At 65.7% G+C, this 22,371-nt stretch carries 27 protein-coding genes; 17 read left to right on the forward strand and 10 right to left on the reverse strand.

Features of this window, described 5'->3' with window-relative positions; genetic code table 11:
- Positions 1-1,713, forward strand: a complete 1,713-nt coding sequence (locus AC1DX5_RS16955) for a sensor histidine kinase (RefSeq protein WP_478016471.1) — start codon at positions 1-3, stop codon at positions 1,711-1,713.
- 45 nt (positions 1,714-1,758) lie between these two features.
- On the opposite strand, the gene AC1DX5_RS16960 is transcribed toward AC1DX5_RS16955, so the two are convergent.
- Positions 1,759-2,517, reverse strand: coding sequence for an alpha/beta fold hydrolase (locus tag AC1DX5_RS16960; RefSeq protein WP_478016472.1), 759 nt, complete (start codon positions 2,515-2,517; stop codon positions 1,759-1,761).
- 395 nt (positions 2,518-2,912) lie between these two features.
- Here AC1DX5_RS16960 and AC1DX5_RS16965 point away from each other — a divergent pair, with 395 nt between their 5' ends.
- The 6 genes from AC1DX5_RS16965 (at position 2,913) to AC1DX5_RS16990 (ending at position 6,994) form a co-directional block, all read left to right on the forward strand.
- Positions 2,913-3,674 (forward strand): SDR family oxidoreductase, encoded by a 762-nt coding sequence (locus tag AC1DX5_RS16965; protein ID WP_465176230.1) that lies wholly within the window; start codon positions 2,913-2,915, stop codon positions 3,672-3,674.
- Positions 3,675-3,690: 16 nt separating this feature from the next.
- A complete protein-coding gene (locus AC1DX5_RS16970) occupies positions 3,691-4,104 on the forward strand; it encodes a hypothetical protein (protein ID WP_465176231.1) in 414 nt (137 codons plus the stop codon).
- A gap of 28 nt (positions 4,105-4,132) precedes the next feature.
- Positions 4,133-4,762: a glutathione binding-like protein gene (locus AC1DX5_RS16975; RefSeq protein WP_465172654.1), complete on the forward strand. Its 630-nt coding sequence runs from the start codon at positions 4,133-4,135 to the stop codon at positions 4,760-4,762.
- Complete coding sequence (locus tag AC1DX5_RS16980; protein ID WP_465172655.1) at positions 4,759-5,532, forward strand: SDR family oxidoreductase; 774 nt, start codon at positions 4,759-4,761, stop codon at positions 5,530-5,532. Before AC1DX5_RS16975 ends, AC1DX5_RS16980 begins: the two co-directional genes overlap by 4 nt.
- An 18-nt stretch (positions 5,533-5,550) precedes the next feature.
- The gene (locus tag AC1DX5_RS16985) at positions 5,551-6,354 is read left to right on the forward strand and encodes an alpha/beta fold hydrolase (RefSeq protein ID WP_478016473.1); all 804 of its coding nucleotides are present in this window, start codon (positions 5,551-5,553) and stop codon (positions 6,352-6,354) included.
- Positions 6,355-6,439: 85 nt separating this feature from the next.
- Positions 6,440-6,994, forward strand: a complete 555-nt coding sequence (locus AC1DX5_RS16990) for a hypothetical protein (RefSeq protein WP_465172657.1) — start codon at positions 6,440-6,442, stop codon at positions 6,992-6,994.
- Between the two features lie 234 nt (positions 6,995-7,228).
- On the opposite strand, the gene AC1DX5_RS16995 is transcribed toward AC1DX5_RS16990, so the two are convergent.
- A complete protein-coding gene (locus AC1DX5_RS16995; RefSeq protein ID WP_465172658.1) occupies positions 7,229-7,465 on the reverse strand; it encodes a hypothetical protein in 237 nt (78 codons plus the stop codon).
- Between the two features lie 170 nt (positions 7,466-7,635).
- On the opposite strand from AC1DX5_RS16995, the gene AC1DX5_RS17000 reads away from it, so the two are divergent.
- Together AC1DX5_RS17000 and AC1DX5_RS17005 are read left to right on the forward strand one after the other, a co-directional pair.
- The gene (locus AC1DX5_RS17000; RefSeq protein ID WP_465173894.1) at positions 7,636-8,502 is read left to right on the forward strand and encodes a metallophosphoesterase family protein; all 867 of its coding nucleotides are present in this window, start codon (positions 7,636-7,638) and stop codon (positions 8,500-8,502) included.
- A gap of 39 nt (positions 8,503-8,541) precedes the next feature.
- Positions 8,542-9,432, forward strand: coding sequence for a diacylglycerol/lipid kinase family protein (locus AC1DX5_RS17005; RefSeq protein ID WP_478016474.1), 891 nt, complete (start codon positions 8,542-8,544; stop codon positions 9,430-9,432).
- A gap of 119 nt (positions 9,433-9,551) precedes the next feature.
- On the opposite strand, the gene AC1DX5_RS17010 is transcribed toward AC1DX5_RS17005, so the two are convergent.
- Complete coding sequence (locus tag AC1DX5_RS17010; protein ID WP_465177108.1) at positions 9,552-10,391, reverse strand: oxygenase MpaB family protein; 840 nt, start codon at positions 10,389-10,391, stop codon at positions 9,552-9,554.
- A gap of 32 nt (positions 10,392-10,423) precedes the next feature.
- Positions 10,424-11,965, reverse strand: a complete 1,542-nt coding sequence (locus tag AC1DX5_RS17015) for a cation:proton antiporter (protein ID WP_465172660.1) — start codon at positions 11,963-11,965, stop codon at positions 10,424-10,426.
- Positions 11,966-12,122: 157 nt separating this feature from the next.
- On the opposite strand from AC1DX5_RS17015, the gene AC1DX5_RS17020 reads away from it, so the two are divergent.
- Positions 12,123-12,296, forward strand: coding sequence for a hypothetical protein (locus AC1DX5_RS17020; RefSeq protein WP_465172661.1), 174 nt, complete (start codon positions 12,123-12,125; stop codon positions 12,294-12,296).
- Between the two features lie 299 nt (positions 12,297-12,595).
- On the opposite strand, the gene AC1DX5_RS17025 is transcribed toward AC1DX5_RS17020, so the two are convergent.
- Positions 12,596-13,885 carry an MFS transporter gene (locus AC1DX5_RS17025; protein WP_465177109.1) on the reverse strand — a complete coding sequence of 430 codons (1,290 nt, stop codon included), beginning with the start codon at positions 13,883-13,885 and terminating at the stop codon, positions 12,596-12,598.
- A 170-nt stretch (positions 13,886-14,055) separates the two neighbouring features.
- Here AC1DX5_RS17025 and pgsA point away from each other — a divergent pair, with 170 nt between their 5' ends.
- From pgsA to AC1DX5_RS17040, 3 genes are read left to right on the forward strand one after another with little or no spacing between them, the layout of a single operon-like run.
- Complete coding sequence (pgsA, locus tag AC1DX5_RS17030; protein ID WP_465172662.1) at positions 14,056-14,607, forward strand: CDP-diacylglycerol--glycerol-3-phosphate 3-phosphatidyltransferase; 552 nt, start codon at positions 14,056-14,058, stop codon at positions 14,605-14,607.
- 8 nt (positions 14,608-14,615) lie between these two features.
- A complete protein-coding gene (locus tag AC1DX5_RS17035; RefSeq protein WP_465176238.1) occupies positions 14,616-14,873 on the forward strand; it encodes a MoaD/ThiS family protein in 258 nt (85 codons plus the stop codon).
- Positions 14,870-15,313: a molybdenum cofactor biosynthesis protein MoaE gene (locus AC1DX5_RS17040; protein WP_465172664.1), complete on the forward strand. Its 444-nt coding sequence runs from the start codon at positions 14,870-14,872 to the stop codon at positions 15,311-15,313. The genes AC1DX5_RS17035 and AC1DX5_RS17040 overlap by 4 nt, the downstream gene beginning before the upstream one ends.
- Positions 15,314-15,319: 6 nt before the next feature.
- On the opposite strand, the gene AC1DX5_RS17045 is transcribed toward AC1DX5_RS17040, so the two are convergent.
- The gene (locus AC1DX5_RS17045) at positions 15,320-15,937 is read right to left on the reverse strand and encodes a fasciclin domain-containing protein (protein WP_478016475.1); all 618 of its coding nucleotides are present in this window, start codon (positions 15,935-15,937) and stop codon (positions 15,320-15,322) included.
- Positions 15,938-16,024: 87 nt separating this feature from the next.
- Positions 16,025-16,924, reverse strand: a complete 900-nt coding sequence (locus AC1DX5_RS17050) for a hydrogen peroxide-inducible genes activator (protein WP_465172666.1) — start codon at positions 16,922-16,924, stop codon at positions 16,025-16,027.
- A gap of 143 nt (positions 16,925-17,067) precedes the next feature.
- Here AC1DX5_RS17050 and AC1DX5_RS17055 point away from each other — a divergent pair, with 143 nt between their 5' ends.
- Together AC1DX5_RS17055 and ahpD are read left to right on the forward strand one after the other, a co-directional pair.
- Positions 17,068-17,610 (forward strand): peroxiredoxin, encoded by a 543-nt coding sequence (locus AC1DX5_RS17055; protein ID WP_465172667.1) that lies wholly within the window; start codon positions 17,068-17,070, stop codon positions 17,608-17,610.
- A gap of 65 nt (positions 17,611-17,675) precedes the next feature.
- Complete coding sequence (gene ahpD / locus AC1DX5_RS17060; RefSeq protein WP_465172668.1) at positions 17,676-18,197, forward strand: alkylhydroperoxidase, AhpD family; 522 nt, start codon at positions 17,676-17,678, stop codon at positions 18,195-18,197.
- A gap of 44 nt (positions 18,198-18,241) precedes the next feature.
- On the opposite strand, the gene AC1DX5_RS17065 is transcribed toward ahpD, so the two are convergent.
- Positions 18,242-19,012 carry a sulfite exporter TauE/SafE family protein gene (locus AC1DX5_RS17065; protein WP_478016476.1) on the reverse strand — a complete coding sequence of 257 codons (771 nt, stop codon included), beginning with the start codon at positions 19,010-19,012 and terminating at the stop codon, positions 18,242-18,244.
- Between the two features lie 155 nt (positions 19,013-19,167).
- Here AC1DX5_RS17065 and epsC point away from each other — a divergent pair, with 155 nt between their 5' ends.
- Entirely contained in the window at positions 19,168-19,860 is a 693-nt protein-coding gene (epsC, locus tag AC1DX5_RS17070) for a serine O-acetyltransferase EpsC (protein ID WP_465172670.1), read from the forward strand.
- 21 nt (positions 19,861-19,881) lie between these two features.
- A complete protein-coding gene (locus AC1DX5_RS17075) occupies positions 19,882-20,226 on the forward strand; it encodes a DUF2794 domain-containing protein (RefSeq protein ID WP_465172671.1) in 345 nt (114 codons plus the stop codon).
- Between the two features lie 60 nt (positions 20,227-20,286).
- Here AC1DX5_RS17075 and AC1DX5_RS17080 read toward each other — a convergent pair whose 3' ends face one another.
- Together AC1DX5_RS17080 and AC1DX5_RS17085 are read right to left on the reverse strand one after the other, a co-directional pair.
- A complete protein-coding gene (locus AC1DX5_RS17080) occupies positions 20,287-21,318 on the reverse strand; it encodes a hypothetical protein (RefSeq protein WP_465172672.1) in 1,032 nt (343 codons plus the stop codon).
- A gap of 67 nt (positions 21,319-21,385) precedes the next feature.
- Entirely contained in the window at positions 21,386-22,285 is a 900-nt protein-coding gene (locus tag AC1DX5_RS17085; protein ID WP_465172673.1) for an SDR family NAD(P)-dependent oxidoreductase, read from the reverse strand.
- Positions 22,286-22,371 lie beyond the last annotated feature (86 nt).

Consider the following 22,371-nt stretch of genomic DNA (forward strand, 5'->3'; position numbering starts at 1 on the left):
ATGGGGGAAGCTTTCCCCTCCATCGCCCCGCCGGGGCGCAGCGGCGAGACCATGCCGGAGGCAGCCGCCGCGCCTCGAGACGGCGGCCTGCATTATCACGACGAAATGCGTTGGGCGCTCGACATCTCCCGAGTGCGGCCGATCATCGATTCGGTGGCGCGGGGCGAGGCATCGCCCGACTGGATGCATGCCATCCTGAGCGGCACGCATGCTGCGGAAGTCGCCGACGATGTGGAAAATCTGCTCCGCTGGCCGGCAGGGCGCGACCATGTTCTTGGACAGCCTCTGTCGGCATTCTGGCCGCCTGGAAGCAGGGATGTGCTTACCGAGCTGATCGTAGCCGTGGCGAGCGACAATGCCGCCTCGAACACCCGCGTGCGCAGGATCGCGCCGGAGGGGCGATTGCAGGACCCGGTCCTCACGATCTGGAGATCGGTCGAGCCGCGACGCGGCGACCTGGTGTTCCTCACCATTACCGATGCCCCGAAGAGCGAGCGTCCCGGTTCCTCGCGCGGGAGCGAGGCCCGTTATCTCGACCTGATCCATCACGCCCAGACCGCCATGCTGCAGGTCGATGCCAGTTGCATGAGCCCGATCTACGACAAGCTCCAGTCGGAAGGCATCAGCGAGCTGGGCCTGAACCAGTATCTGAACGATCATCCCGAGCTGGTCGAACTGGCGGATGGCGAAGTGCGCGTAGTGCAGGCGAATCTGAGCGCGGCGCGCCTGTTGGGGTGCGCCACGCCGGCCGAAGTCATCGGGCCGGTCGCCTTCATGTTCACGGTGTCGCACGACAGCCAGCAGCGCATCATCGTCGCCCGTTTCGCCGGGAAACGGCATTATTCGGAGGTCGTGAAGCTGGTCACGTTCGACGGTCGCGTCCGTGACGTGCGGCTTTCGATCACCTTTCCCGCGCCCAGGGAAAATGTGGACGTGCATCTCGCAACGCTGGAGGACGTCACCGATCGCCTGCGAACCGAAGCGCAGCTCCGCCAGCTTCAGACCGATCTGACCCATGCGGCCAGAATCTCGACACTGGGCGAACTCGCGACCTCGATCGCGCACGAGGTCAACCAGCCGCTCTCCGCGATCGTCACCAATGCCGAAACCAGCCTGCGCTGGATGGCGCGCGAGGACCCCAACCTGGCGAAGGTAACCCAGCTCACCACCCGGATCGCGCAGAGCGCGCGGCACGCCAGCGACATCGTGCGGCGCATTCGCGCCATGACGACCCGTCACCCCCCGGAACGGGTTCCGCTCGACCTCAACGAGGTCGTCGACGAAACCTTGCTGTTCCTGGGCTATGAGATCGCCTCCAGGTCGATCGACCTGTCGGTCCTGCACGCCCGCGAGATTCCTCGCGTGCTCGGCGATCGGGTTCAGTTGCAGCAGGTCTTCGTCAACCTGGTGCTGAATGCCCTTCAGGCCATGACGCCGGATAGCGGCCGGAAGGGCAGGATATTCCTGCAAACCGGCATGGATGGGGAGGGGCGCGTCGTCTTTTCCATTCGCGACAATGGCCCCGGCATCCCGAACGAGAATCTCGACCTGATCTTCGACAGCTTCTTCACGACCAAGGACGACGGCATGGGAATCGGCCTTGCCATTTGCCAGTCGATCATCGCCGCGCATGGCGGCACCCTGACGGCGTCGAATGATCTCGGCGGCGGGGCGATCTTCCAGGTCACGCTGCCCGCTATCGCTCCCGGATGATGTCGTCCGGCGGCCCCTTTCGCGGAGCCGCCGGACAGCGAATGCTCAGCTGCGCAGAAAGGCGAGCAGGTCGGCGTTGAACTGGTCCGCATGCGTCGCCGTCAGGCCATGCGGCAGGCCGGGATAGAAGATCGTCCTGGCGCCCGCGATGAGCCTGGACGATTTGTGACCCGAATCCGCGATCGGCACGATCTGGTCATCCTCGCCGTGCATCACCAATGTCGGCACGTCGAACCTGGCGAGGTCCGCGGTGAAGTCGGTCTCGCCGAACGCCTTGATGCTGTCATGGGCGTTTTTGAGCCCGGCCTGCATGCTGATGAGCCAGAACTCGTCGAGCAGGCTCTGCGGCACGGTCGCGCCCGGCCGGTTGGCGCCGTAAAAGGGGATGGCGAAGTCCTGGTAGAATTTCGAGCGGTTGGCGAGGATGTCGCGGCGCAGGCCATCGAACACCTCGATCGGCAGGCCCTCGGGATTGGCCTCGCTCTTGAGCATCACGGGCGGCACGGCGCCGAGCAGCACGACTTTGGCGACCCGCGCGGTGCCGTGCCGGCCGATATAGCGTGCCACTTCGCCGCCGCCGGTCGAATGACCGACCATCGCGATATCCTTCAGGTCGAGCGCCTCGATCAGTTCCGCGAGATCGTCGGCATAACCGTCCATGTCGTTGCGCGTGCTGGTCTGGGCCGATTTTCCATGCCCGCGCCGGTCGTGCGCGATGCAGCGAAAGCCCCTCTCGGCCAAAAACTGCATCTGGATGCTCCAGGCGTCCGAGCTGAGCGGCCAGCCATGCGAGAATGTGACCACGGGCCCTGGCCCCAATCCTTGTAGAAGATGTCATGACCGTCCTTGGTGGTGAATAGCGGCACGATACGCCTCCTCTTCGTGCTCGGGCGGTCCGACGCGGGCGCCCTTGCGGCACCCGCCTCGCCTATCCGCGGGGCGGCCGACGATCGATCGAGCAGGAGACGAGGCTGGCCCATCCCCTGGTTGAAAGCGCCTTCGCCAAATCGTCGGGAGTCGGGAGAGCCTGGCATCGATGGATGCTCGCCGATGCCGGGAAGTCTGGCGCCGGACCTGCCCCAAGGGTGGGGTTCGCCTGACCTTTGGCGTGGCCGATGCAGCCGTCCGCACGATGGCGAGAGTCTGCCGATCCGCCCAGTTTCCCCCTCGTAGCGAAACGCCAGCAAGGGACGGAAAACATGAAGATCGTCGTCATCGGCGGGACCGGCCTGATCGGCTCCAAGGTCGTCGAGAAGCTGAAGGAGCGCGGTCATGATGCGATCGCCGCCGCCCCGAACACGGGCGTCAACACGATAACCGGCGAAGGACTCGCCGACGCGCTGGCGGGGGCCGAGGTCGTCGTCGACGTGTCCAACTCACCGTCGTTCGAGGAAGCGGCGGCGATGGAGTTCTTCCAGACCGCCGGCCGCAATCTGACCGCGGCCGAGTTGGGCGCTGGCGTCCGCCATCATGTCGCGCTCTCGGTCGTCGGTACGGACCGGCTGCAGGACAGCGGCTATTTCCGCGCCAAGCTCGCCCAGGAGGAGCAGATCAAGGCCTCGCCGGTGCCGCATACGCTGCTGCACGCCACCCAGTTCTTCGAATTCCTGCGCCAGATCGCCCAATTCTCCACCGTCGACGGCGCGGTCCGGCTGCCGGCCGTGCAATTCCAGCCGATGGCGGCGGCGGACGTGGCGAGCGCGATCGTCGAGGTCGCGCTGGGAGAGCCGGCGAACGATATGATCGAGATCGCGGGACCGGAGGCGTTCACGCTCGACGAGCCGGTCCGTCGGGTGCTCGCCTTCGACGGCGATCCGCGCGCGGTGATCGTCGATCCGGCCGCGCCCTATTTCGGCGTCGCCGTCAGCGACCGGACGCTGGTGCCAGGCCCTGGTGCCCGCCTCGGCAAGACCACGCTCGACTGGTGGCTGGCCAATGTGCCGCCGCCGGCGCGCCGATAAGCGCGGAGATCGCGCGATGCTCAGGCAATTCTGCCTCGCAACGGCCGTCATACTGGGTCTCGGCGCCCTGGCGAATGGCTGCTTCATGCTCGTCTCGCCGGCCAACTGGTATTTCGCGGTGCCCGGTGTGACCACCACCGGCCCGTTCAATCAGCATTTCCTGCGGGATATCGGCCTGATCTTCCTCTTCATCGGCGCGGCCTTCCTGCTCGGCGCGGCGCGGCCTGCCTATCGAACCACGCTCTGGGCGGCGGCGTCACTATGGCTGGGCGCGCACGCGACCTTCCATTTCTGGGAGGTAGCCGTCGGCATTTGCGGGCCCTCGGCGCTCCTCCGCGACTTCGCCGCGGTCACGCTGCCGGCGCTCCTCGGTGGGGGACTGACCATCTGGTCGGTCCTCGACCGCCGCCCCGCAGCGACGCCGGCATGATGGCCATTTCTCCAACGGAGTTCATCGCATGAAGCTTTATTACGCGCCTGGCGCTTGCAGTCTCTCCGGCCGGATATCGCTGCACGAAGCGGGGATTTCCGCCGATTTCGAGCGGGTCGACATCAAGACCAAGACCACCGAGCACGGTTATGATTATACGGCGATCAACCCCCGGGGCTATGTGCCCATGCTGGTGCTCGACGACGGCAATGCCGTTACCGAGAACACCGCCGTTCTGGACTTCATTTCCGGACTCGATCCCAATCTCGCGCCCGGCGGCCCGCTCGGCCGTACGCGGCTGATCGAGATGCTGTCCTGGCTTTCCACCGAGCTTCACATCGCCTTCAAACCCTTCTGGCATTCCGACGATGAAAAGGAGAGGGCGGCCGCGAGCGCGGCGGTGGCGCAGCGGCTGGATCTGATTTCGGAGCATATCAACGAACTCTATCTGTTCGGCGCGCGCTTCACCGTGGCCGACGCCTATCTGTTCGTCATGCTGCGATGGGCCCGGGCATTCGGGGTGCCGATGTCGCCCGAGATGCTGGGGTATTTCGAGCGTGTCGCGGAACGCGAGACCGTACGCCGCGCGCTCGCCGAGGAGGGCCTGTTCGATCCGCGCCCCCTGATCGACTCCTCCTCCTTCGATGCGCTGACATGAAAATCGTCGTGATCGGCGGCAGTGGCCGCATCGGCGAGAAGCTGGTCCGCAATTTGCGCCAGGAGGATCTGCGCGTGTTCGAGGCATCCCCCACTTTCGGCGTCGACACCGTTACCGGCATCGGGTTGGCGGCGGCGCTCGACGGGGCGGAGATCGTCGTCGACGTGTCGAATTCGCCGTCGCTGGATGGTCCCACGGCACTGCGCTTCTTCGAGGCGTCGGGCCGCAACCTGCTTGCCGCGGGGCGGGCCGCCGGGGTGCGCCACCACATCGCCTTGTCGATCGTCGGTCTCGATGGCCTGATCGCCAGCGACTATTTCCGCGCGAAAAAGATCCAGGAGGATCTGGTTGCGAGCTCGGGCATCCCGTTCACCATATTGCGGTCGACTCAGTTCTTCGAATTCATCAGCGACGTCGTGCAGGAAGGCACGGCGAGCGAGATTCCGATCTCGCCCGCGCTGGTGCAACCGATCGCCGGCGAGGACGTCGCCGATGCGCTGGCGGACGCGGTGTTCAGCGAGCCGTCCGACGCAATCCTCGAAGTCGCCGGGCCGGAATGCTTCAGGCTCGACGAGGTGGCGACCGAGATCGCGACCGCGCATGAGGATGGGCGCCGCGTCGTGCCCGATGTCCATGCCCGTTATTTCGGTGCTGAACTGGGCGAGCGTTCGCTGCTCGCCGGGCCGGACGCGCTTATCGCGTCGCTGAAATTCGAAGACTGGCTGCGCGACAGCCTGCAGCCGCGCCGCTTCTCGATCCGCGCCGGCTGAGAAGTAGGAGCTATCGTCATGCGTCTTTTTCCCGCGCTGTTTTCCGCGGCACTCATCCTTTCCGGCCCCGCCGCGGCGCAGACGGCGCCCGCGCCGGAAAAGCCGGTGATCGTGCTGGTCCATGGCGCCTTCGCCGACTCCTCGAGCTGGGCTCCGGTGATCACGCTGCTCGAGAAGCATGGCTATACCGCCATCGCCGCCGCCAACCCGCTGCGCGGCGTCGCGAACGACGCGGCCGCCGTTTCCACGATCGTCCGGTCGATCAAGGGGCCGGTGGTGCTGGTCGGCCATTCCTATGGCGGGCCGGTCATCACCGAAGCGGCCACCGGCAACGTCAACGTCAGAGCATTGGTCTATGTGGCCGGCTTCGCGCCGGAGACGGGCGAATCGAGCCTCTCGCTCTCCTCGAAATTCCCCGGCAGCACCCTTGGGGACAGCCTGACGGCGATCGCCTTGCCCGATGGCGACGAGGATCTTTATATCCGCGCGGAGACGTTCCACGCTCAGTTCGCCGCCGATGTCCCTGACGCGCAGGCCGCGACGATGGCGGCTACCCAGCGGCCGGTCACCCTGTCGGCGCTGGGCGAGCCGTCCCGGAACGCCAGCTGGAAGACTCTGCCGTCGTTCGTGATCTACGGCACCGCGGACCGGAATATTCCAGCCGCCGTGATGAAGTTCATGGCGGAACGCGCGCACGCGAAAAAGACGGTGGTGGTGGACGGCGCGTCGCACGCGCTGATGGTGTCGCACCCTGCCGAGGTCAGCGCGCTGATCGAGGACGCGGCCACGGCCAGACAGGGGCAGACCCGAATGCGGCCGTAGACTCATTCGCGGAGCCCCAGGTGCGCTGAGGCGAGTTGGACCATCGCGAGGAATTTCTCGGCGGCTTGCCGTATCGGATGGCGATATGACAAAAGTGCTTGAACCTGCTGAAGAAGCGCTCTCGATCACGCGCCACTCGAAGTCGGTCAGATCATATCGGCTCATGGTGCGCGTCCATCAAATTGTTGGACCGGCGGAAGTGCCATTTCAGCCGTTTGACAGGCGGTACTTCTCGCCGCAGGTTTCCTCCATGAGTGAGCCGTGGGCCAACATCATTGCCATCTTCGGGCAGAAGCGAACACTTGGGGACGAAACGTTTCGATCAGCAATAGCTGGTGTAGAACAGCTCGCCATTCTGATCGCTGAAGGCCCCCTGAACCGGTCGCTATTCGGGTGGACCTCGATGCACGATCTGTGCGTGCAGCAAACCGACACGGCTCCCTACGCTGGACCCTACCTCCGGATGTCACCGCTACCGTCGGGAATGGTGGACTTCCGTTACATCGACACCGCAATCGCAGACCGACAATGGCAACGGGCTGTGCCGGCGGATGCTGCCCCAGCTCAGCTCGTGACCTTCCTCGACCAACTCGGATGGACGCCGGGCATCGTGCCTGCCGTCAATGGGTTAACGGCCTAAAGTAGCGGCCCGGCACCCAGGGGCGCCGGGCCTTAGGTTACGTTCTGCTAGGGAGCATCAACGCAGCTTCTCTCTAATCCCTATCGGATGACTGGGAAATACAGAGCTGCTTTGCTTTGCGATAGTCCGCCTTGGCCATCGGATGAAATCCAGGCGGCGCGTCGCGCATTAAAAAGGCCGCGCGACCATCCGGTCGCGCGGCCTGTTCGACGCCTAGGGAGCGCCGGGTCGGAATCAGTTGGTCGTGACGTTCCCGGCGCTGTCCAGCGGGGCAATCGCATTGTCCACCGCGGTCGCGTTGTCCGTCAGGTTCAGCGCGGCTTCGTCGGTCGCGTTCACGTCCAGCGTGTCTTCGCTGTTCAGCGTGACGTCGGTCGCGTTCGCGCTGTTGTCGACGGGCGTCTTGGGGTCGCAGGCGGCGAGGCCGAGCGAGGCGACGGCGATGAGCGGCAGGATAACGAACTTCTTCATGGACGGTTTCTCCGTAGTTGTTTCAGGACGTCACGGGGAGACGCGATCGTCACCCGCTCCGTCCTGGCGTTGTGTCCGCCGCCTGCATGGATCAATTCCTACGCTTTTAATAGGAAAAAATGCGGCAGGGCGGTTATGAAACCGGGCGTGCCGTCGCTCGTTGGACGGCCGTGGCCCGGATCGCGCACCTCTCGGATATTCACTTCGGTGCGCATGATCCCCGGATCGTCGCGGCGACCGAGGCCTGGCTGGCCGAGCATCGCCCCGATCTCGTCATCGTCAGCGGCGATTTTACGCAGCGTGCGCGTGTTGCCCAGTTCCGCGAGGCGGCGGCCTGGCTCGATCGGCTGCGCGCGGCGGGCCTGAAACTGCTGCTCATTCCCGGCAATCACGACGTGCCGCTTTATGACGTGGCCCGGCGTTTCCTCGCGCCGCTCGATCGCTACAAGCGCTATGTCGACGACAATCTCTGTCCCTGGTTCGAGAATGACGAGGTCGCGATCCTCGGCATCAACACGGCACGCTCGCTCACCTTCAAGGATGGCCGGATCAATCGCGACCAGCTCGCGATGGTTCACGACCGCTTCGGCCCGGTGGCGCCGCAGAAGACGCGCATCCTCGTCACGCATCACCCGCTGTTCGCCATGCCGATCGGCGAGGGTGGCGAACTGAGCGAGGCGGTCGGCCGCCACCGCGACGCGGTGGTCGCGATGTGCCGCGCGGGCGTACATATCGCGCTGGCCGGGCATTTTCACCGGACCTATGCCGAGGCGGCACGCCGCATGGTGGAAACCGCCGGCGGGTCGCTCGTCATCCAGGCGGGCACCGCGACCTCGACGCGGCTCCGCAATGACGAGCTGCAGAGCTTCAACTGGATCCATGTCCATCGCAACGACGATATCGAACTGCAGGTGATCGCCTGGGACGGGGCCGCGTTCAATCGCGGCAACCATGTCCGCTTCGCCCGCGACGGCGACAGCTGGACGTCGCGCGAGGTGGCGGACGATATCTTTCAGACGCCCGCGATTTCGATCTGAACAAGCGCGACACTCGATCGTTACGGGTCTGTGTCGAATTTGCCGCTTCCCGTCCTGGTCAACCGCAAGGGAGGCACCGCCGCATCGGCCGGCGAGGATCTCGAACAGCATCTGGTCGATGCCTTTGCGGGTGCCGATATCGCGGTCCGCCTGCTCGATGGACCAGATACGGCGGACGCGGTGCGCGATGCCGCGGCCACCAGCAAGCGCGTGGTCGTCGGTGGCGGAGACGGCACCGCGGCGTGCGCCGCCGCCGTGCTGGCGGATGGCGATGTCGAAATGGGCCTGTTGCCGCTCGGCACGCTGAACCACCTCGCGCGCGACCTCGGTATCCCCGCGACGCTCGAAGAGGCGGCGGCGCTGGCCGTTCACGGCACCGCGACCTCGATCGACCTTGCCGAGGTCAACGGCCATGTCTTCGCCAACAACGCGTCGATCGGCCTTTACCCGATGATGGTTCGGCAACGCGACGCCTATCGCGAAAGGCTGGGCATGCCGAAATGGCTCGCGTCCATTCCCGCTTCCTGGAACGCCTGGAGGCGGTTGCGGCGCTATCAGCTCAGCCTCGACATGGGCGAGGGGCAGAAGCCGCTGGTCACGTCGCTGCTCTTCGTCGGCAACAATCTCTATTCGCTCGAACGCGGGCAGATCGGCGAGCGGGCGTCGCTCAGCCAGGGCAAGCTGTCGGTCTTCGCGCTGGCCGCGCCGGGGCGGTTCGCCCTGCTGTGGTTCGCCCTTCGCGCGGTGGCGGGCCGGGCCGACCACCACAAGGATTTCGTCGAATATGGCGAGTGCGAGACGCTGACCGTCCATGCGCATCGCAAGGGTGTCGATGTCGGTCTCGACGGCGAAGTGCGCGAGCTCGAATTCCCGCTGGAGTTCCGGATCAGGGCAGGGGCGTTGCGGATCGTCGCGCCGGCGGCCGACTAACTTCTACGTCCAAGTCTGTTTTTCCTCTTTTTCCGTTCGTTTCGAGCGAAGTCGAGAAACCGGGTCAGGCGCTCCATTAATGTTTCTCGACGTCGCTCGAAACGAACGGGGGAGTGGGGCTAACCGAACGCCCAGCGTAAAGTGCGCGCAATCCCGAACGTGCCCGCGCGCACCAGCGGCCGGGTCAGGCGCGGCGCGGCAAGGCCGTGCATGTGCCGTGCCCAATCCGGCAACAGATCGACCGCCGCCTGAAAGGTGATCGCCTGTACCGGCCCCGCCGACAGGGTTCGGGCGGGCTGGTTCAGCACCAGCGCGGCAACTTCCTGCGTGCGCGCATCGACGGTCAGTTCGGGCCGCATCGCGGCGATCAGCGCAGTCGCCTCCGCCCGGCTGCGCGGCACCGGATCGGCACCCAGCGCCTCGGGAATGCGCGCGAACTCGGCGAAATACCGGTCCTGGTCAGCGGCCGACATGTCCGGTTCGCTGTAGCGGATCCAGGCGTCGAGGAAGCTCGTCGCCTCGCTGACATGCACCCAGGCGAGCAGTTTCGGATCGCCAGCGCGATAGGGCGTGCCGTCGGGCAGCACCCCGCCCACCTTGTCGTGAATGCCGCGGACCCGGGCGATCGCGGCTTCCGCTTCGTCCCGCGCGCCATAGGTGGTCATCGCGATGAACCGCGCGGTGCGCCGCAGGCGGCCGAGCATGTCGGTGCGGAAATTGGAATGGTCCCACACGCCCGCCAGCACCGCGGGATGAAGCATCTGCAGCAGCAAGGCGGCGACCCCGCCGACCATCATCGTCGTCACGTCGCCGTGCACGCGCCACACGACAGTTCCGGGATCGAACAGCGCGTCGTCGCTGCGCACCACCGGGCGCTCGCCCTTCTTCGTATCGTTGAACACGGCCCGCACCTGCCGGACGAGTCCGCGCCGCACGCCGTGTGCGATCACACCGCCGATCTGCCGATGGGGGAGGGGTTTCGTCGGCAAGGTCAGCCTTCCTCGATCGTGCGGATATCTTCAGGTCCGACCGCCAGCTCGCGCCAGTCGAGTTCTTCCTGAAGCACCTCATAGGCATCTTCGCCGATCTTCTCCTCGTCGCGGAGGGCGAGCAGCCGGTCGCGCTGCGCGGTGATGGCGGTCCGCTTCAACTTCTGGCGCTCCTCGAAGACGGTGCAGGCGTCGGCATCGATCAACGCATCCCGGTCGATCTCGAGCTGGCGGCGCGTTTCCTCGGCGACCTTGCCCCTGGCATCGGCGATCGCCTCCAGGGCCACGTCGGCGAGGGATTTCCGGGCATTGGCCATCTCGCGCTCCTCGGCGCCGCCGTCGTGCAGCTTGAGCAGCCGGATCAGCGGCGTCAGGGTCAGGCCCTGCACGACCAGCGTCGCCAGCACCACGCCGAAGGCGGCGAGCAGGATCATGTCGCGCGCCGGAAAATCGGCGGGCAGGGCGAAGGCGGTCGCCATCGTCACCAGCCCACGCATGCCGCACCAGCCGATCACGATGCTCTGCGCCAGGCTCGGCGCCTTCAGGGGGCCGCGGATCGCCGCAAAATGTCGCGCGAGCCGGTTGTAGAGCACTACCCACGCGATACGGGTCACGACGACGCCCGCGACGACCAGCCCCGCGAACTTCAGCGCCTCCTGCAATCGCTCCGGCCGCATGTCGCCGACGATCTCGCGGACCTGCATGCCCATCAGCAGGAAGGCGAGCACGTTGAGCAGGAACACCACGCCGCCCCACACCGCGAAGGACTGGATGCGGTTGCGCGCGCTGGCGCGCACGATCGGGGAACTGGCGAGGTACATCGCCATCGCGACCACGCACAGCACGGCGGACAGGCCGAGCCGGTCGGCGATGATCCACACCAGGAAGGTGTTGACGAACTCGAGCAGGTTTCCGCCGAGCGTTCCGCGCGTGTACGGCACGACAAAGCGATGGACCCAGCCGCAGGCGATGCCGAGCGCGATGCCGCCCGGCACCGCCAGGCCCAGGCGCAGCGCCACGCCGCCGTCGATCCCGCCATGGCTCTGGACCGCGAGCGCGGCACTGAACAGCAGCAGCGCGGTCGCATCGTTGAGCAGGCTTTCGCCGGTCAGCACCTCGACCGTGCGGCGCGGCAGCTTGGCGGATCGCAGCACCGTGGTCGCGGCCGCGGCATCGGGCGGCGCGACGATCGCGCCCAGCGTGATCGCCGCCGCGATCGGCAATCCGGCGAAGGTCCAGCCGATCCAGGCGACCACCGCGGTGGTCAACAGCACCGCGCCGACCGCCAGCGCGAGCAGCGGGCGCCACAAGGTGCGGATCGCGGCGAGCGGAAAATCGAACGCGGCGTCGACCAGCACCGGCGCGATGAACAGCGCCAGCGCGGTATGTCCGTCGAGGCGAATCACCGGGCTGCCCGGAATCAGCGCGACGATCACCCCCGCGGCGGCCAGCATGGTCGGATAGGGAATCCAGGTGCGCCGCGCCACCTGCAGGAGCAGGATCGCCATCAGCAGCAGCGCGATCAGGCTTTCGAAAAAGGTCACGGCGCAATCCTAACCCGCTCGAGGCGCTATCGTCCAACCCTGGATTGGTTCCAGTTCGGGTGTGGGAAAATCCTTGTCTGCGCTGTCCCGATATCGGACTCGGGTTCACCAAATTCGGGGCTGGCGCGAATCGTAAACGCGGCGTTAACTGTTCCGCATGGCCCAGCATCTCGCCCTTGCGGCTACCGCCGCCCGTCACCCGTTCCGCCGCCGGCTCGTCTCGGCACAGCCGGCGAGTCCGTCGCGACCGCGCAACGACGATCAGGATCTGAAGCTGTTCGCGCTGAGCTTCACGGCCTTCTTCATCTGTATCTACACCTTCATCTTCTGAAGGCCGGCGCGGCACGATCACGCATCGATTCAAAGAAGACGGCGATCGTCGCAGCATGATGGTGGATCGCGCTCGTGGCGCCAACCCGCTGTTTCTCATCGCTGGCGAAGACGGATTTCGCTGTTATGCGCGGATGAATTCCCTGTTATCGGGTAACAGGGAATTGGCATTAACGCTCTGAAAAAAATAGAAAATGTCGAAGAAAGCCGGCTAAAACGGTCGAGAAAAATGAAAATTCCCTGTTAATTCCCTGTTACCGGGCAGTAACAGGGAATTTCGGCGATCCGGGAACGACCGGCCTAGTCGCAGGCCAGATGGAGCTTCTGCGCCAGCCAGGCCGAGACCAGGCACATGCCGGCGACCACGAACAGCATGTTGTCGGGCGTGACGCCGAGCGCCGACGCGCCCAGCACCAGCAGCGTCCCGACCACCATCGCGCCTGAATTGACGACATTGTTGGCAGCGACGGTGCGCGCCGTCTGGTCCTTGGTCACCGTGGTGGTGAGGAAGGTGTAGAGCGGAACCACGAACATGCCACCAGTGATCGCGATGCCCATCAACACCAGTACGAGCGGGATCGCGCGGGGGATCTGGAAGAAGGCGACCCAGTCGTACAGCGTGCCCGCCGGCGCGGCCGGCCAGGCGCGGATCATCAGCGAGAAGACGACCACCATTCCCCCCATCGCGATCACGGAGGCCGGGGCGTATTTTGCCGATACCCGCCCCTTGAGCAGGGTATTGATGACGATCGATCCGATCGCGATCCCGATCGAGAACAGCGCGATGACGATGCTGGAGACCTGCGGATCGGCGGTAAGGACGTTCTTCACCAGCGGCGGGAAAGTGACGATCAGCACCGCACCGATCGTCCAGAAGAAACTGATCGCGCAGATCGCGAGGAACAGGCGCGGGATGTGCATTGTGGCGTTGATCAGCCGCCAGGAGGCAGTGAAGGGATTGTAGTTGATCGAGAGGACCGCGCCCGCGCGCGGTGCCGCGGGGATCATTCGCGCCGTGAACCAGCCGACCAGCGCGACGCAGATGCCCATGATCGCCGCGCCCTCGACGGACAGCACGCCGGCGAAGATCGTGCCCAGCAGGATGGCGAGATAGGTGGCCGCCTCGACCAGGCCGGTACCGCCCAGCACTTCGTCCGACTTCAGATGCTGCGGCAGGATCGCGTATTTGATCGGCCCGAAAAAGGTCGAGTGCGCGCCGAGGCAGAGCACGGCACCAAGCATCAGCCCGAGTCCGAGTGTCCAGAATCCGGCCCGCGCCACCATCAACCCGGCCGCGCCGAGGAGCATGATGGCGATTTCCGCGGTCTTCACGATCCGGATGATCTTCGCCTTGTCGGTCGTGTCGGCGAGCTGCCCCGCCAGGGCGGACAATATGAAGAAGGGCAGGATCGCCAGCCCGGTGGCGAGCGCATTGAAGCTCTGTTCGACCTTGGGGTCGTTGAAGACCTGGTAGGTCGCGAACAGCACCATCGAAGTCTTGAAGAGATTGTCGTTGAAGGCACCGAGGAACTGGGTGACGAAAAGCGGCATGAACCGGCGCTCTTTCAGCAAGCCGAGCGCATTGAGCATGATGGGAAACGGCCTCACATGTGGCGAAATAGGGGCATCGCATAGCCGACCCGGAGACGAGGCGGCAACCGAATAGTCGGTAACCGCCGTGCCGGCCCCTGGCTGTGGCCCTTTCTCGAGGCCCGACTCCAGCTTGCGGGGGAGGGCGCCGGCTCCTAGGGTCGGTGGCGATGCTGACCCTGCCCAATATCCTCACCCTCTCGCGGATTCTCGCGGTGCCGCTGCTCGTCGGCTTCCTGTGGTGGCCGGCTTGGCCGGCGGGCTATGCGATCGCCTTCGCGCTCTATTGCTTGATGGGCATCACCGATTATTTCGACGGCTATCTCGCCCGGTCGAAGGGCACCGTCTCGAAGCTCGGCATCTTTCTCGATCCGATCGCCGACAAGATCATGATCGCGTCGGTGGTGCTGATGCTGGTCGCGACGCGCGACATCGCGGGCTGGTCGCTGATCGCCGGCATCATCATCCTGCTGCGCGAGATCGCCATTTCGGGCCTGCGGGAGTTCCTGGCCCAGCTACAGGTCTCGGTGCCGGTGTCGAAGCTGGCCAAATGGAAGACGACCTTGCAGCTCGTCTCGCTCGGCGGGCTGATCCTCGCCGGCGCCTTGCCCGCCTTTCCCTGGATCCAGACCTTCAGCATCGCCGCCCTCTGGGGCGCCGCGGTACTGACCCTGGTCACTGGCTGGGACTATCTGCGGGTCGGCCTGAAGCACATGGACTGAACGCCGTCATGGCGATCGACCTGCTCTATTTCTCCTGGGTGCGCGAAGCGATCGGCACCGGCAGCGAAACGGTGAACCCACCCGAAGGACTGGCGCGGGTCACGGATCTGATCGACTGGCTGGCGACGCGCAGCGACGGCCATGCCCAAGCCCTGGCCGATCGCGGCCGGCTGCGCGCCGCCGTGGACCAGGTTTTTGTCGGCCTCGATTCCCCGCTCGGGACTCCGCGCGAAGTGGCGATCTTCCCGCCGGTGACCGGGGGATGATCCGCGTCGCCGTCCAGCACGAGCCGATCGACCAGTCCGCCGAATTCGCTGCGATCACCGCGGCGGGCGTCGGCGGGATCGCCACCTTTGCCGGCGTGGTGCGCGCCGATGACGGCGTCACCACGCTGGAGCTCGAACATTATCCCGGGGCGACCGAAGCCGCGCTGCGCAGTCTCGCGGAGGAAGCGGCCGGCCGATGGGGCCTTGCCGCGGCAAGCGTGGTGCACCGGGTGGGCGTGATGCGACCGGGCGAGCTGGTGGTGTTCGTCGGCACGGCGGCGGCGCATCGCGGCGCGGCGCTCGAATCCTGCGCCTTCCTGATCGATCGCCTGAAGACCGAGGCGCCCTTCTGGAAGCGCGAGACGCGCGGTGACGAAGCGCGTTGGGTGGAACCGCGCGACGGCGACACGCATGCCGCCGCGCGATGGGACAAGCCCTAGCCCAGCTCAGCCCAGCTTGGGCAGCAGCACGCCGTTGACGACATGCACCACGCCGTTCGACTGGCGGACATCGGGCACTTCGACATAGCTCTTGTTGCCGTTGACGTCGGTGATCTGGATCGCGCCATTGAGATCGGTGACGGTCAGGGGCTCGCCCTCGACGGTGGTCAGCTTCGCGGTGCCGCCGCCGGCGGTCATCTGCTGCTTGAGCTGCTCGAGCGTGATCGCGCCGGGCACGACATGATAGCTGAGCACCTTGACCAGCGTGGCCTTGTTCTCGGGCTTCATCAGCGTGTCGACGGTGCCGGGCGCGAGCCGGCCGAACGCGTCATTGGTCGGCGCGAACACGGTGAAGGGGCCGGGGCCGGCCAGAGTCGCGTCGAGGCCCGCTGCCTTTGTGGCGCTGACCAGGGTGGTCAGGTTCGGCGCGGCAGCGGCGTTTTCCGGGATCGGCTTGGCTGCGTCCATCGCGGCGCCGCCGACGGCGGGGTTCGGAGCCGCCTCGGCCGCGGGAGCTGCCGGCGCGGCGGGGGCAGGGGCCGCCTGAGGGGGACGCGCTTCAGCGGACGCGACCATCAACAGGCCGGATATCGCCACAACCGGAAGCTTGGTGGAAAATTTCATCAGTCTCTCCAGCTAATCGAATGCGCGCAGAGGTGACGCACAGGACAAGATACGGTCCGGCGGCTGATTGGTTTCACAAACCGCAGGCTACTGCGCCTCGGCAAGTACCTCCGCGAGCAGGTGGAAATCCTTTTCGCGGGGGGAGGCACGGCGCCACACCAGCGCGATACGGCGTGCAGGATTTGCGGCATCCAGTGGCCGTGCGGTGAGTCCCGTGTGGTCGAGGATGCCCGCCTTCAGCGCCATCTCGGGCAGCAACGTCACGCCAAGCCCGTTGTCGACCATCTGGACGATGGTGTGCAGCGAGGTGCCCATCATCGTCGCCTCCGCGCGCAGCTCGGGCCGGTTGCAGGCCGCGAGGGCATGGTCCTTCAGGCAATGCCCGTCCTCGAGCAGCAACAGCCGGTCCTCATTGATGTCATCGGCATGCATTGCCCCGGTCGCGCTGCCGATCTCGCCTTCGGGGCCGGCGACGAACAGGCGGTCGTCGAACAGGAATTGCGACGCCACCTCGCCGCACGCATAGGGCAGGGCCAGCAGCACGCAGTCGGTGCGGCCATTGTGTAGCCCCTCGCACGCCGCCCCGCTCGGCTCCTCGCGCAGGAACAGCTTCAGGTCGGGATAGTCGCGGCGGAGCCGCGGCAGGATACGCGGCAGCATGAAGGGCGCGATGGTCGGGATCACGCTCATCCGCATCTCGCCCGACAGCGGCCGCCCGGCGGCGCGGGCCAGGTCGCCCAGTTCCTCCGCCTCGCGCAGCACCCGGCGCGCCTTGTCGGCGATGCGGTCGCCCAGCGGCGTGAAGCGCACCACGCGGCGCGTGCGCTCGACCAGGGTGACGCCGATCAGCGTCTCCAGCTCGCGGATGCCGGCGGACAGGGTCGACTGGGTAACGAAGCACGCATCCGCCGCCCGGCCGAAATGACCATGGTCCTTCAGCGCCACGAGATATTGCAGCTGTTTCAAGGTCGGCAGGTAAGTGGCCATAATCGCCTCAATCGATCAACACGGCCTAAATAACCTGTTGGATCGATCAAACGCCAGCCTTATATGCACTTCAGCACAGACGGCGAATCAATCGCCGCGTCGCGAGGATGCCGAAGGCCGACCCATTTCTTGAGGAGGCCAATATGCTTACTGTCGGTGACAAGCTCCCCGAATTCACCGTTCCCGTCCAGCAGGGCATCGACGCGCTTCCCGCCGGCGAGACGCTCAGCCAGGATGCGTTTCCGGGCCGCTGGAAGATCCTGTTCTACTGGCCGAAGGACTTCACCTTCGTCTGCCCGACCGAGATCGTCGGTTATGCCGCGCTCAAGGACGATTTTGCCGATCGCGACGCCGTGCTGATCGGCGCGTCGACCGACACCGCGCACGTTCATCTGGCCTGGCGCAAGTCGGATCCGGATCTGGCCGCTGCCGACTTCCCCTGGCTGGCGGATAATGGCGCGGTCCTCGCGTCGAAGCTCGGTATCCTCGATGCCAACGAGCATGTCGCTTACCGCGCGACCTTCATCATCGACCCGGACAATGTCATCCAGGCGGTGCAGGTCAACGGTCTGAACGTCGGCCGCAACCCCGCCGAGACGCTCCGCGTGCTCGACGCGCTGCAGACCGACGAGCTCTGCCCGTGCAACTGGAACAAGGGCGACGACGTCCTCCAGGTTGCCGCGTAATTGGCGAACGTTGAAGGGGCGYGGGGCCAGCGGCCCCGCGCCCCTTCGCTTGATTGGAGTACATCATGTCGCTCAAGGAATTCGCCGCCACGCTGCCCGATTTCGCCAAGGATATCCGGCTGAATGTCGGCTCGCTGCTCAACGAGGCGCATCTGCCCGACCAGCAGAAATACGGCCTGCTGCTCACCTGCGCGCACGGCTCGGGCTACAAGCCTTTGGTCGATGCGACGGAGGCCGAAGTCGCCGACAAGCTTTCGCCCGAGGCAGCCAATGCGGCCCGCGCGGCGGCGGCGGTGATGGCGATGAACAATGTCTATTACCGGTTCACCCATCTCGCCGGGAACAAGGAATATCTCACCATGCCGGCCAAGCTGCGCATGAACGTGATCGGCGCGCCGGGCATCGACAAGGTCGATTTCGAGCTGTTCAGCCTCGCCGTCTCGGCGATGAATGGCTGCGGCATGTGTATCGACGCGCATGAGAATGTGCTGAAGAAAGCTGGCGCCACCGCCGAGGCGATCCAGACCGCCGTGCGTATCGGCGCGGTGATGACGGCGGTCGCGACCGTGCATGCAGCAGTGAACTGACTTCCCTATAAAGCCCCTCCCCTGAAGGGGAGGGGAGCAAGAAGTTACTTCATCACCGCCGCCCAGATCGTATAGGCACTGGTCAGCGTCAGCAGCACGCCGACCATCGCCATCAGCAGCCGTGCCGGTACCCGCTTTGCCAGCAGCCCGCCGAACGGCGCCGCGATCAGTCCGCCGATCAGCAGGCCCACCGTCTGCAAGGTGAAGGCCGCGAACCCCATGGTCGCGATGAACGTCGCGGAGATGGTCGCGGTCAGGAAGAATTCCGATGTGTTGACCGTGCCGATCGTGCTGCGCGGGCTCGCGCCCTGAACCAGCAGGTTGGACGTCACCACCGGCCCCCAGCCGCCGCCGCCCGCCGCATCGAGGAAGCCGCCGACCAGGCCGAGCGGCTCGATGATCTTCGGCTCGCGCGGCTCGACCCGGCCACGCCAGGCACGAAAGAGCAGGTACAGGCCGATCGAGGCGAGATAGGCCATCACGAACGGCTTCGCGACCGCGGCATCGACATTGCTCAGCACATAGGCGCCGAGCGCCCCGCCGATGACGCCGGGGATGACGAGGCGGCGGAACAGCTTCCAGTTGACGTTCTTGTGGAAGATATGGCTCGCGCCCGATGCCGCGGTGGTGAAGGTCTCCACCGCATGCACGCTGGCGGAGGCGAGCGCGGGGGGTACGCCGAGAAAGCTCACCAGCAGCGTGTTGTTGATCACGCCAAAGGCCATGCCCAATGCCCCGTCGACCATCTGCGCGGCAAAGCCGACCGCGATATAGGGCAGCACGGTTTCCACGGTCGCGAGCGTTACGTCGAACATCAGGGCAAACTCTCCGACCGATTTGCGCCGAATTCGCCGTTCCTGCCAAATCCTACAAGCAAGATAGGGTTTATGCCTCGAAAGTTAGCGGCAGTCCGGTCCTTTAATTCGCCGTATTGAGCGCCTAGATACGGGCGCTGCAAAGGGGACGCGAGATGATGGAGCGATTGATCGCCTATCTCGATTCGATCAAGGCGCGCGATCCCGCGCCTCGGTCTCGACTGGAAATTCTGACCTATCCGGGCGTGTGGGCGCTTGCCTGGCACCGCGTCGCGCATCGCCTGTATGGCGCGCGATTCTATTTCCTCGCCCGGCTGGTGAATCATTTCTCGCGCGCCTTCACCGCGATCGACATCCATCCAGGCGCGAAGATCGGGCGCAATTTCTTCATCGATCACGGCTTCGTCGTGATCGGCGAGACGGCGGAGATCGGCGACAACGTCACCATCTATCAATGCGTCACGCTCGGCGGCACCAGCCCCGACAATGGTGTTGCGGGCAAGCGCCATCCGACCATCATGGAGGGCGCGATCATCGGATCGGGCGCTCAGGTGCTCGGGCCGATCACCGTCGGCCGCGGCTCGCGTATCGGCGCGAACGCGGTGGTGACGCGCGACGTGGCCGAAGGCGCGGTCATGGTCGGGATCCCCGCGCGCGCGACGATGATCGAGGGCGGGCAGAAACCGCAGGAATTCCTCGCTTACGGCACGCCGTGCAAGGACATGTTCGATCCGCAGACCCAGAAGCTGGAACTGCTGCGCTGCGAACTGGAGACCATGCGCAAGCGGCTCGATGCTCTGCTCGCCGAGTCCGAACCCAAGCGCAAGAACGTGCGCGATCGTGCCTGACGGCCAGGGCGCCAACGCCTGATGGGGACGGTAACCCCTTTTCCGCTGCCGCAGGGACGCGCCGGCCAGGTCGGCTTCGAACGCCTCGAACTCACTCGCATCCTCGATCTCTATGGCCGGATGGTCGCCGCCGGCCATTGGCGCGACTATGCAATCGAACTGGGCAGCGACGCGGCGATCTTCGCTGCCTTCCGCCGCGCGGCCGAGCGGCCGGAATACCGCATCCAGAAACATCCCGCCCAGCGCAACCGCCAGGGCATGTGGTCGCTGGTCAACGAAGCGGGTGTCGTCTTGAAGCGCGGGCACGAACTCGCGCCCGTACTGGCGCCGCTTGAGCGGCGGCTGATGAAGCTCGTGGATCTGTAAAAAAGAACCCCCGGCGGCCCAAGGGCTGCCGGGGGCAGTTTGGCTTGGCGGGTTCTTGCGTCAGGCGGTGGCCATTGCCCCGACTGGCGGAAGTTTTTCACTCAGGCTGCCCAGCGTGCCGACGACGAGCCGGCGCATCGGGTGCCAGAAGGCGGAGAGCGTCAGCAGCGCCGAGCCGATCACCAGCGCGGTGAAGGCCCAGGCCAGTTCTACCGCGCCCGCCGTAAGGAACAGCGAGTACATCGCGTACAGCACATAGGCGAGGCTGGAGACCAGCAGCGCGCGACGGTCGACCGCGAGCGCGACGAAGGCGAAGACGAGGTAGAGCACGAGCACGATGGCCGCGATGTCGAGCGTGATGGTCTCGTTGAACACGCCGAGCATGTGGAACACCGGATGCGCGATCAGCGGTGCAGCGGCGAGATGCAGCCAGAAGGCGACGTCCGAGCGGCGCGTGCGGCGCTCCCGGTCCGACATGTCCCACCACATTGCGAGCGCGAACACGGCAAGGCCGCCGGCGAGCAGGATCGGATAGATCGCGTCCTTCGCCGCCGGAATCGCCGCGAGTGTCAGCGCCACCGCGACCGCGACCAAGGCGGCCGCGCCGGCCGCGACGGTGATCGGCACCATGAAGCGCTTCCAGTGCACCCATGCCGCGCCGGCGGCGACCAGGCCGATGCCGGCGCCGATCACTGCATTGGTACGGTCCGAGAGGTCCGGGTCGATTTCCACCATGACGCCGATCAGGGTCGCGGCGACGCCGCCGACAAAGGCGATCAGCAGCAGGATGCTGGGCAGGGCCATGCGGCGCTGCCGGGTGAAATATTCCGCGAGCCCCCACGCGGCGATGGCAACGAGTGCGCCGGCGAGCGGCTTGAAGACCGACTGACCGATCCAGGCCAGCGCGACGAGCACGAGCCCGACCGCGATGGCGACGAAGATGTCGTTGAACCCGCTGAGAAGCTTGAAATGCTCCTCGTCCACCGCCGGTGCCGAATGGCTCCGGGCGACATGGCTGCGCAGGGCCGCGGCAGCTTCGCGGGAGATGGCCCCCGCCGCTACCGCGTCATCAAGATCGCTCTCGCTGTACATGGCATTCCTCCTGTTGTTGCGGGAGGAATATCACGAGTGTATTGCCATGGCAATACAGTGCTACAGCTCAGCCGCCCTGAAGCTTCCTCAGGATCGACATGGCCTGTTCGCCACCGGATTGCGGGGTCATCTCGCCGGTGCGATCGACGATCTCGCTCCAGTGCGCCGCGATGCCTTCGGGGCTGAGCTCGTCGCCGGTCAGCAGCTTGCCCTGGGTCAGGGTGACATAGGCCGCCTGGAACACGCCCGCGCCCGCGCCGACGATCATGTTGGTCGGCGCATCCTCGGACACGAGATAGAGCGCGGCGGGAACGACCTTTTCCGGGGCGAAGGCCTGGAAGGCCTCGGGCGGAAACAGGTCCTCGGTCATGCGCGTGCCTGCGGTCGGGGCGATCGTGTTGACCTTGATGTTGTTCTTGGCGCCTTCGAGATAAAGCGTCTTGGCGAAGCCGGCGAGGCCGAGCTTGGCGGCGCCGTAATTGGTCTGGCCGAAATTGCCGTACAGTCCGGTTGACGAGGCGGTCATCAGGATGCGGCCGTAATTCTGCTCGCGCATCGTCTCCCACACGGCCTTGGTGACATTGGCGGAACCGATCAGGTGGACGTCGACGACGAACTTGAAATCGGCCGGCTCCATCTTCGCGAAGCTCTTGTCGCGCAGCACGCCGGCATTGTTGAGCAGGACGTGGACGCCGCCCCATTTCTCCTTCGTCTTGGCGACGAGTTCGACCATGTGATCATATTCGGTGACGCTGCCGCCATCGGACATGGCTTCGCCGCCGGCCGCCTCGATCTCGGCGACGACCTTCAGCGCTGCGTCGGAATGGCCGGTGCCGTCGCGCGACCCGCCCAGATCGTTGACGACGACCTTTGCGCCGCGCTTCGCCAGTTCGAGCGCATAGGCGCGGCCCAGGCCGCCGCCTGCGCCGGTGACGATCGCGACACGGTCCTTGAAACTGATGGTCATGCGGGCGCTCCCAAAGATGATGGAGCGCTTCCTATTCTATCGCACCGTCAAGGCAAGTGGTGGCGGGCGCTTCCTAGCGCCCGCCC

It is taken from the genome of Sphingomonas sp. P2_B6 (genome assembly GCF_056404755.1).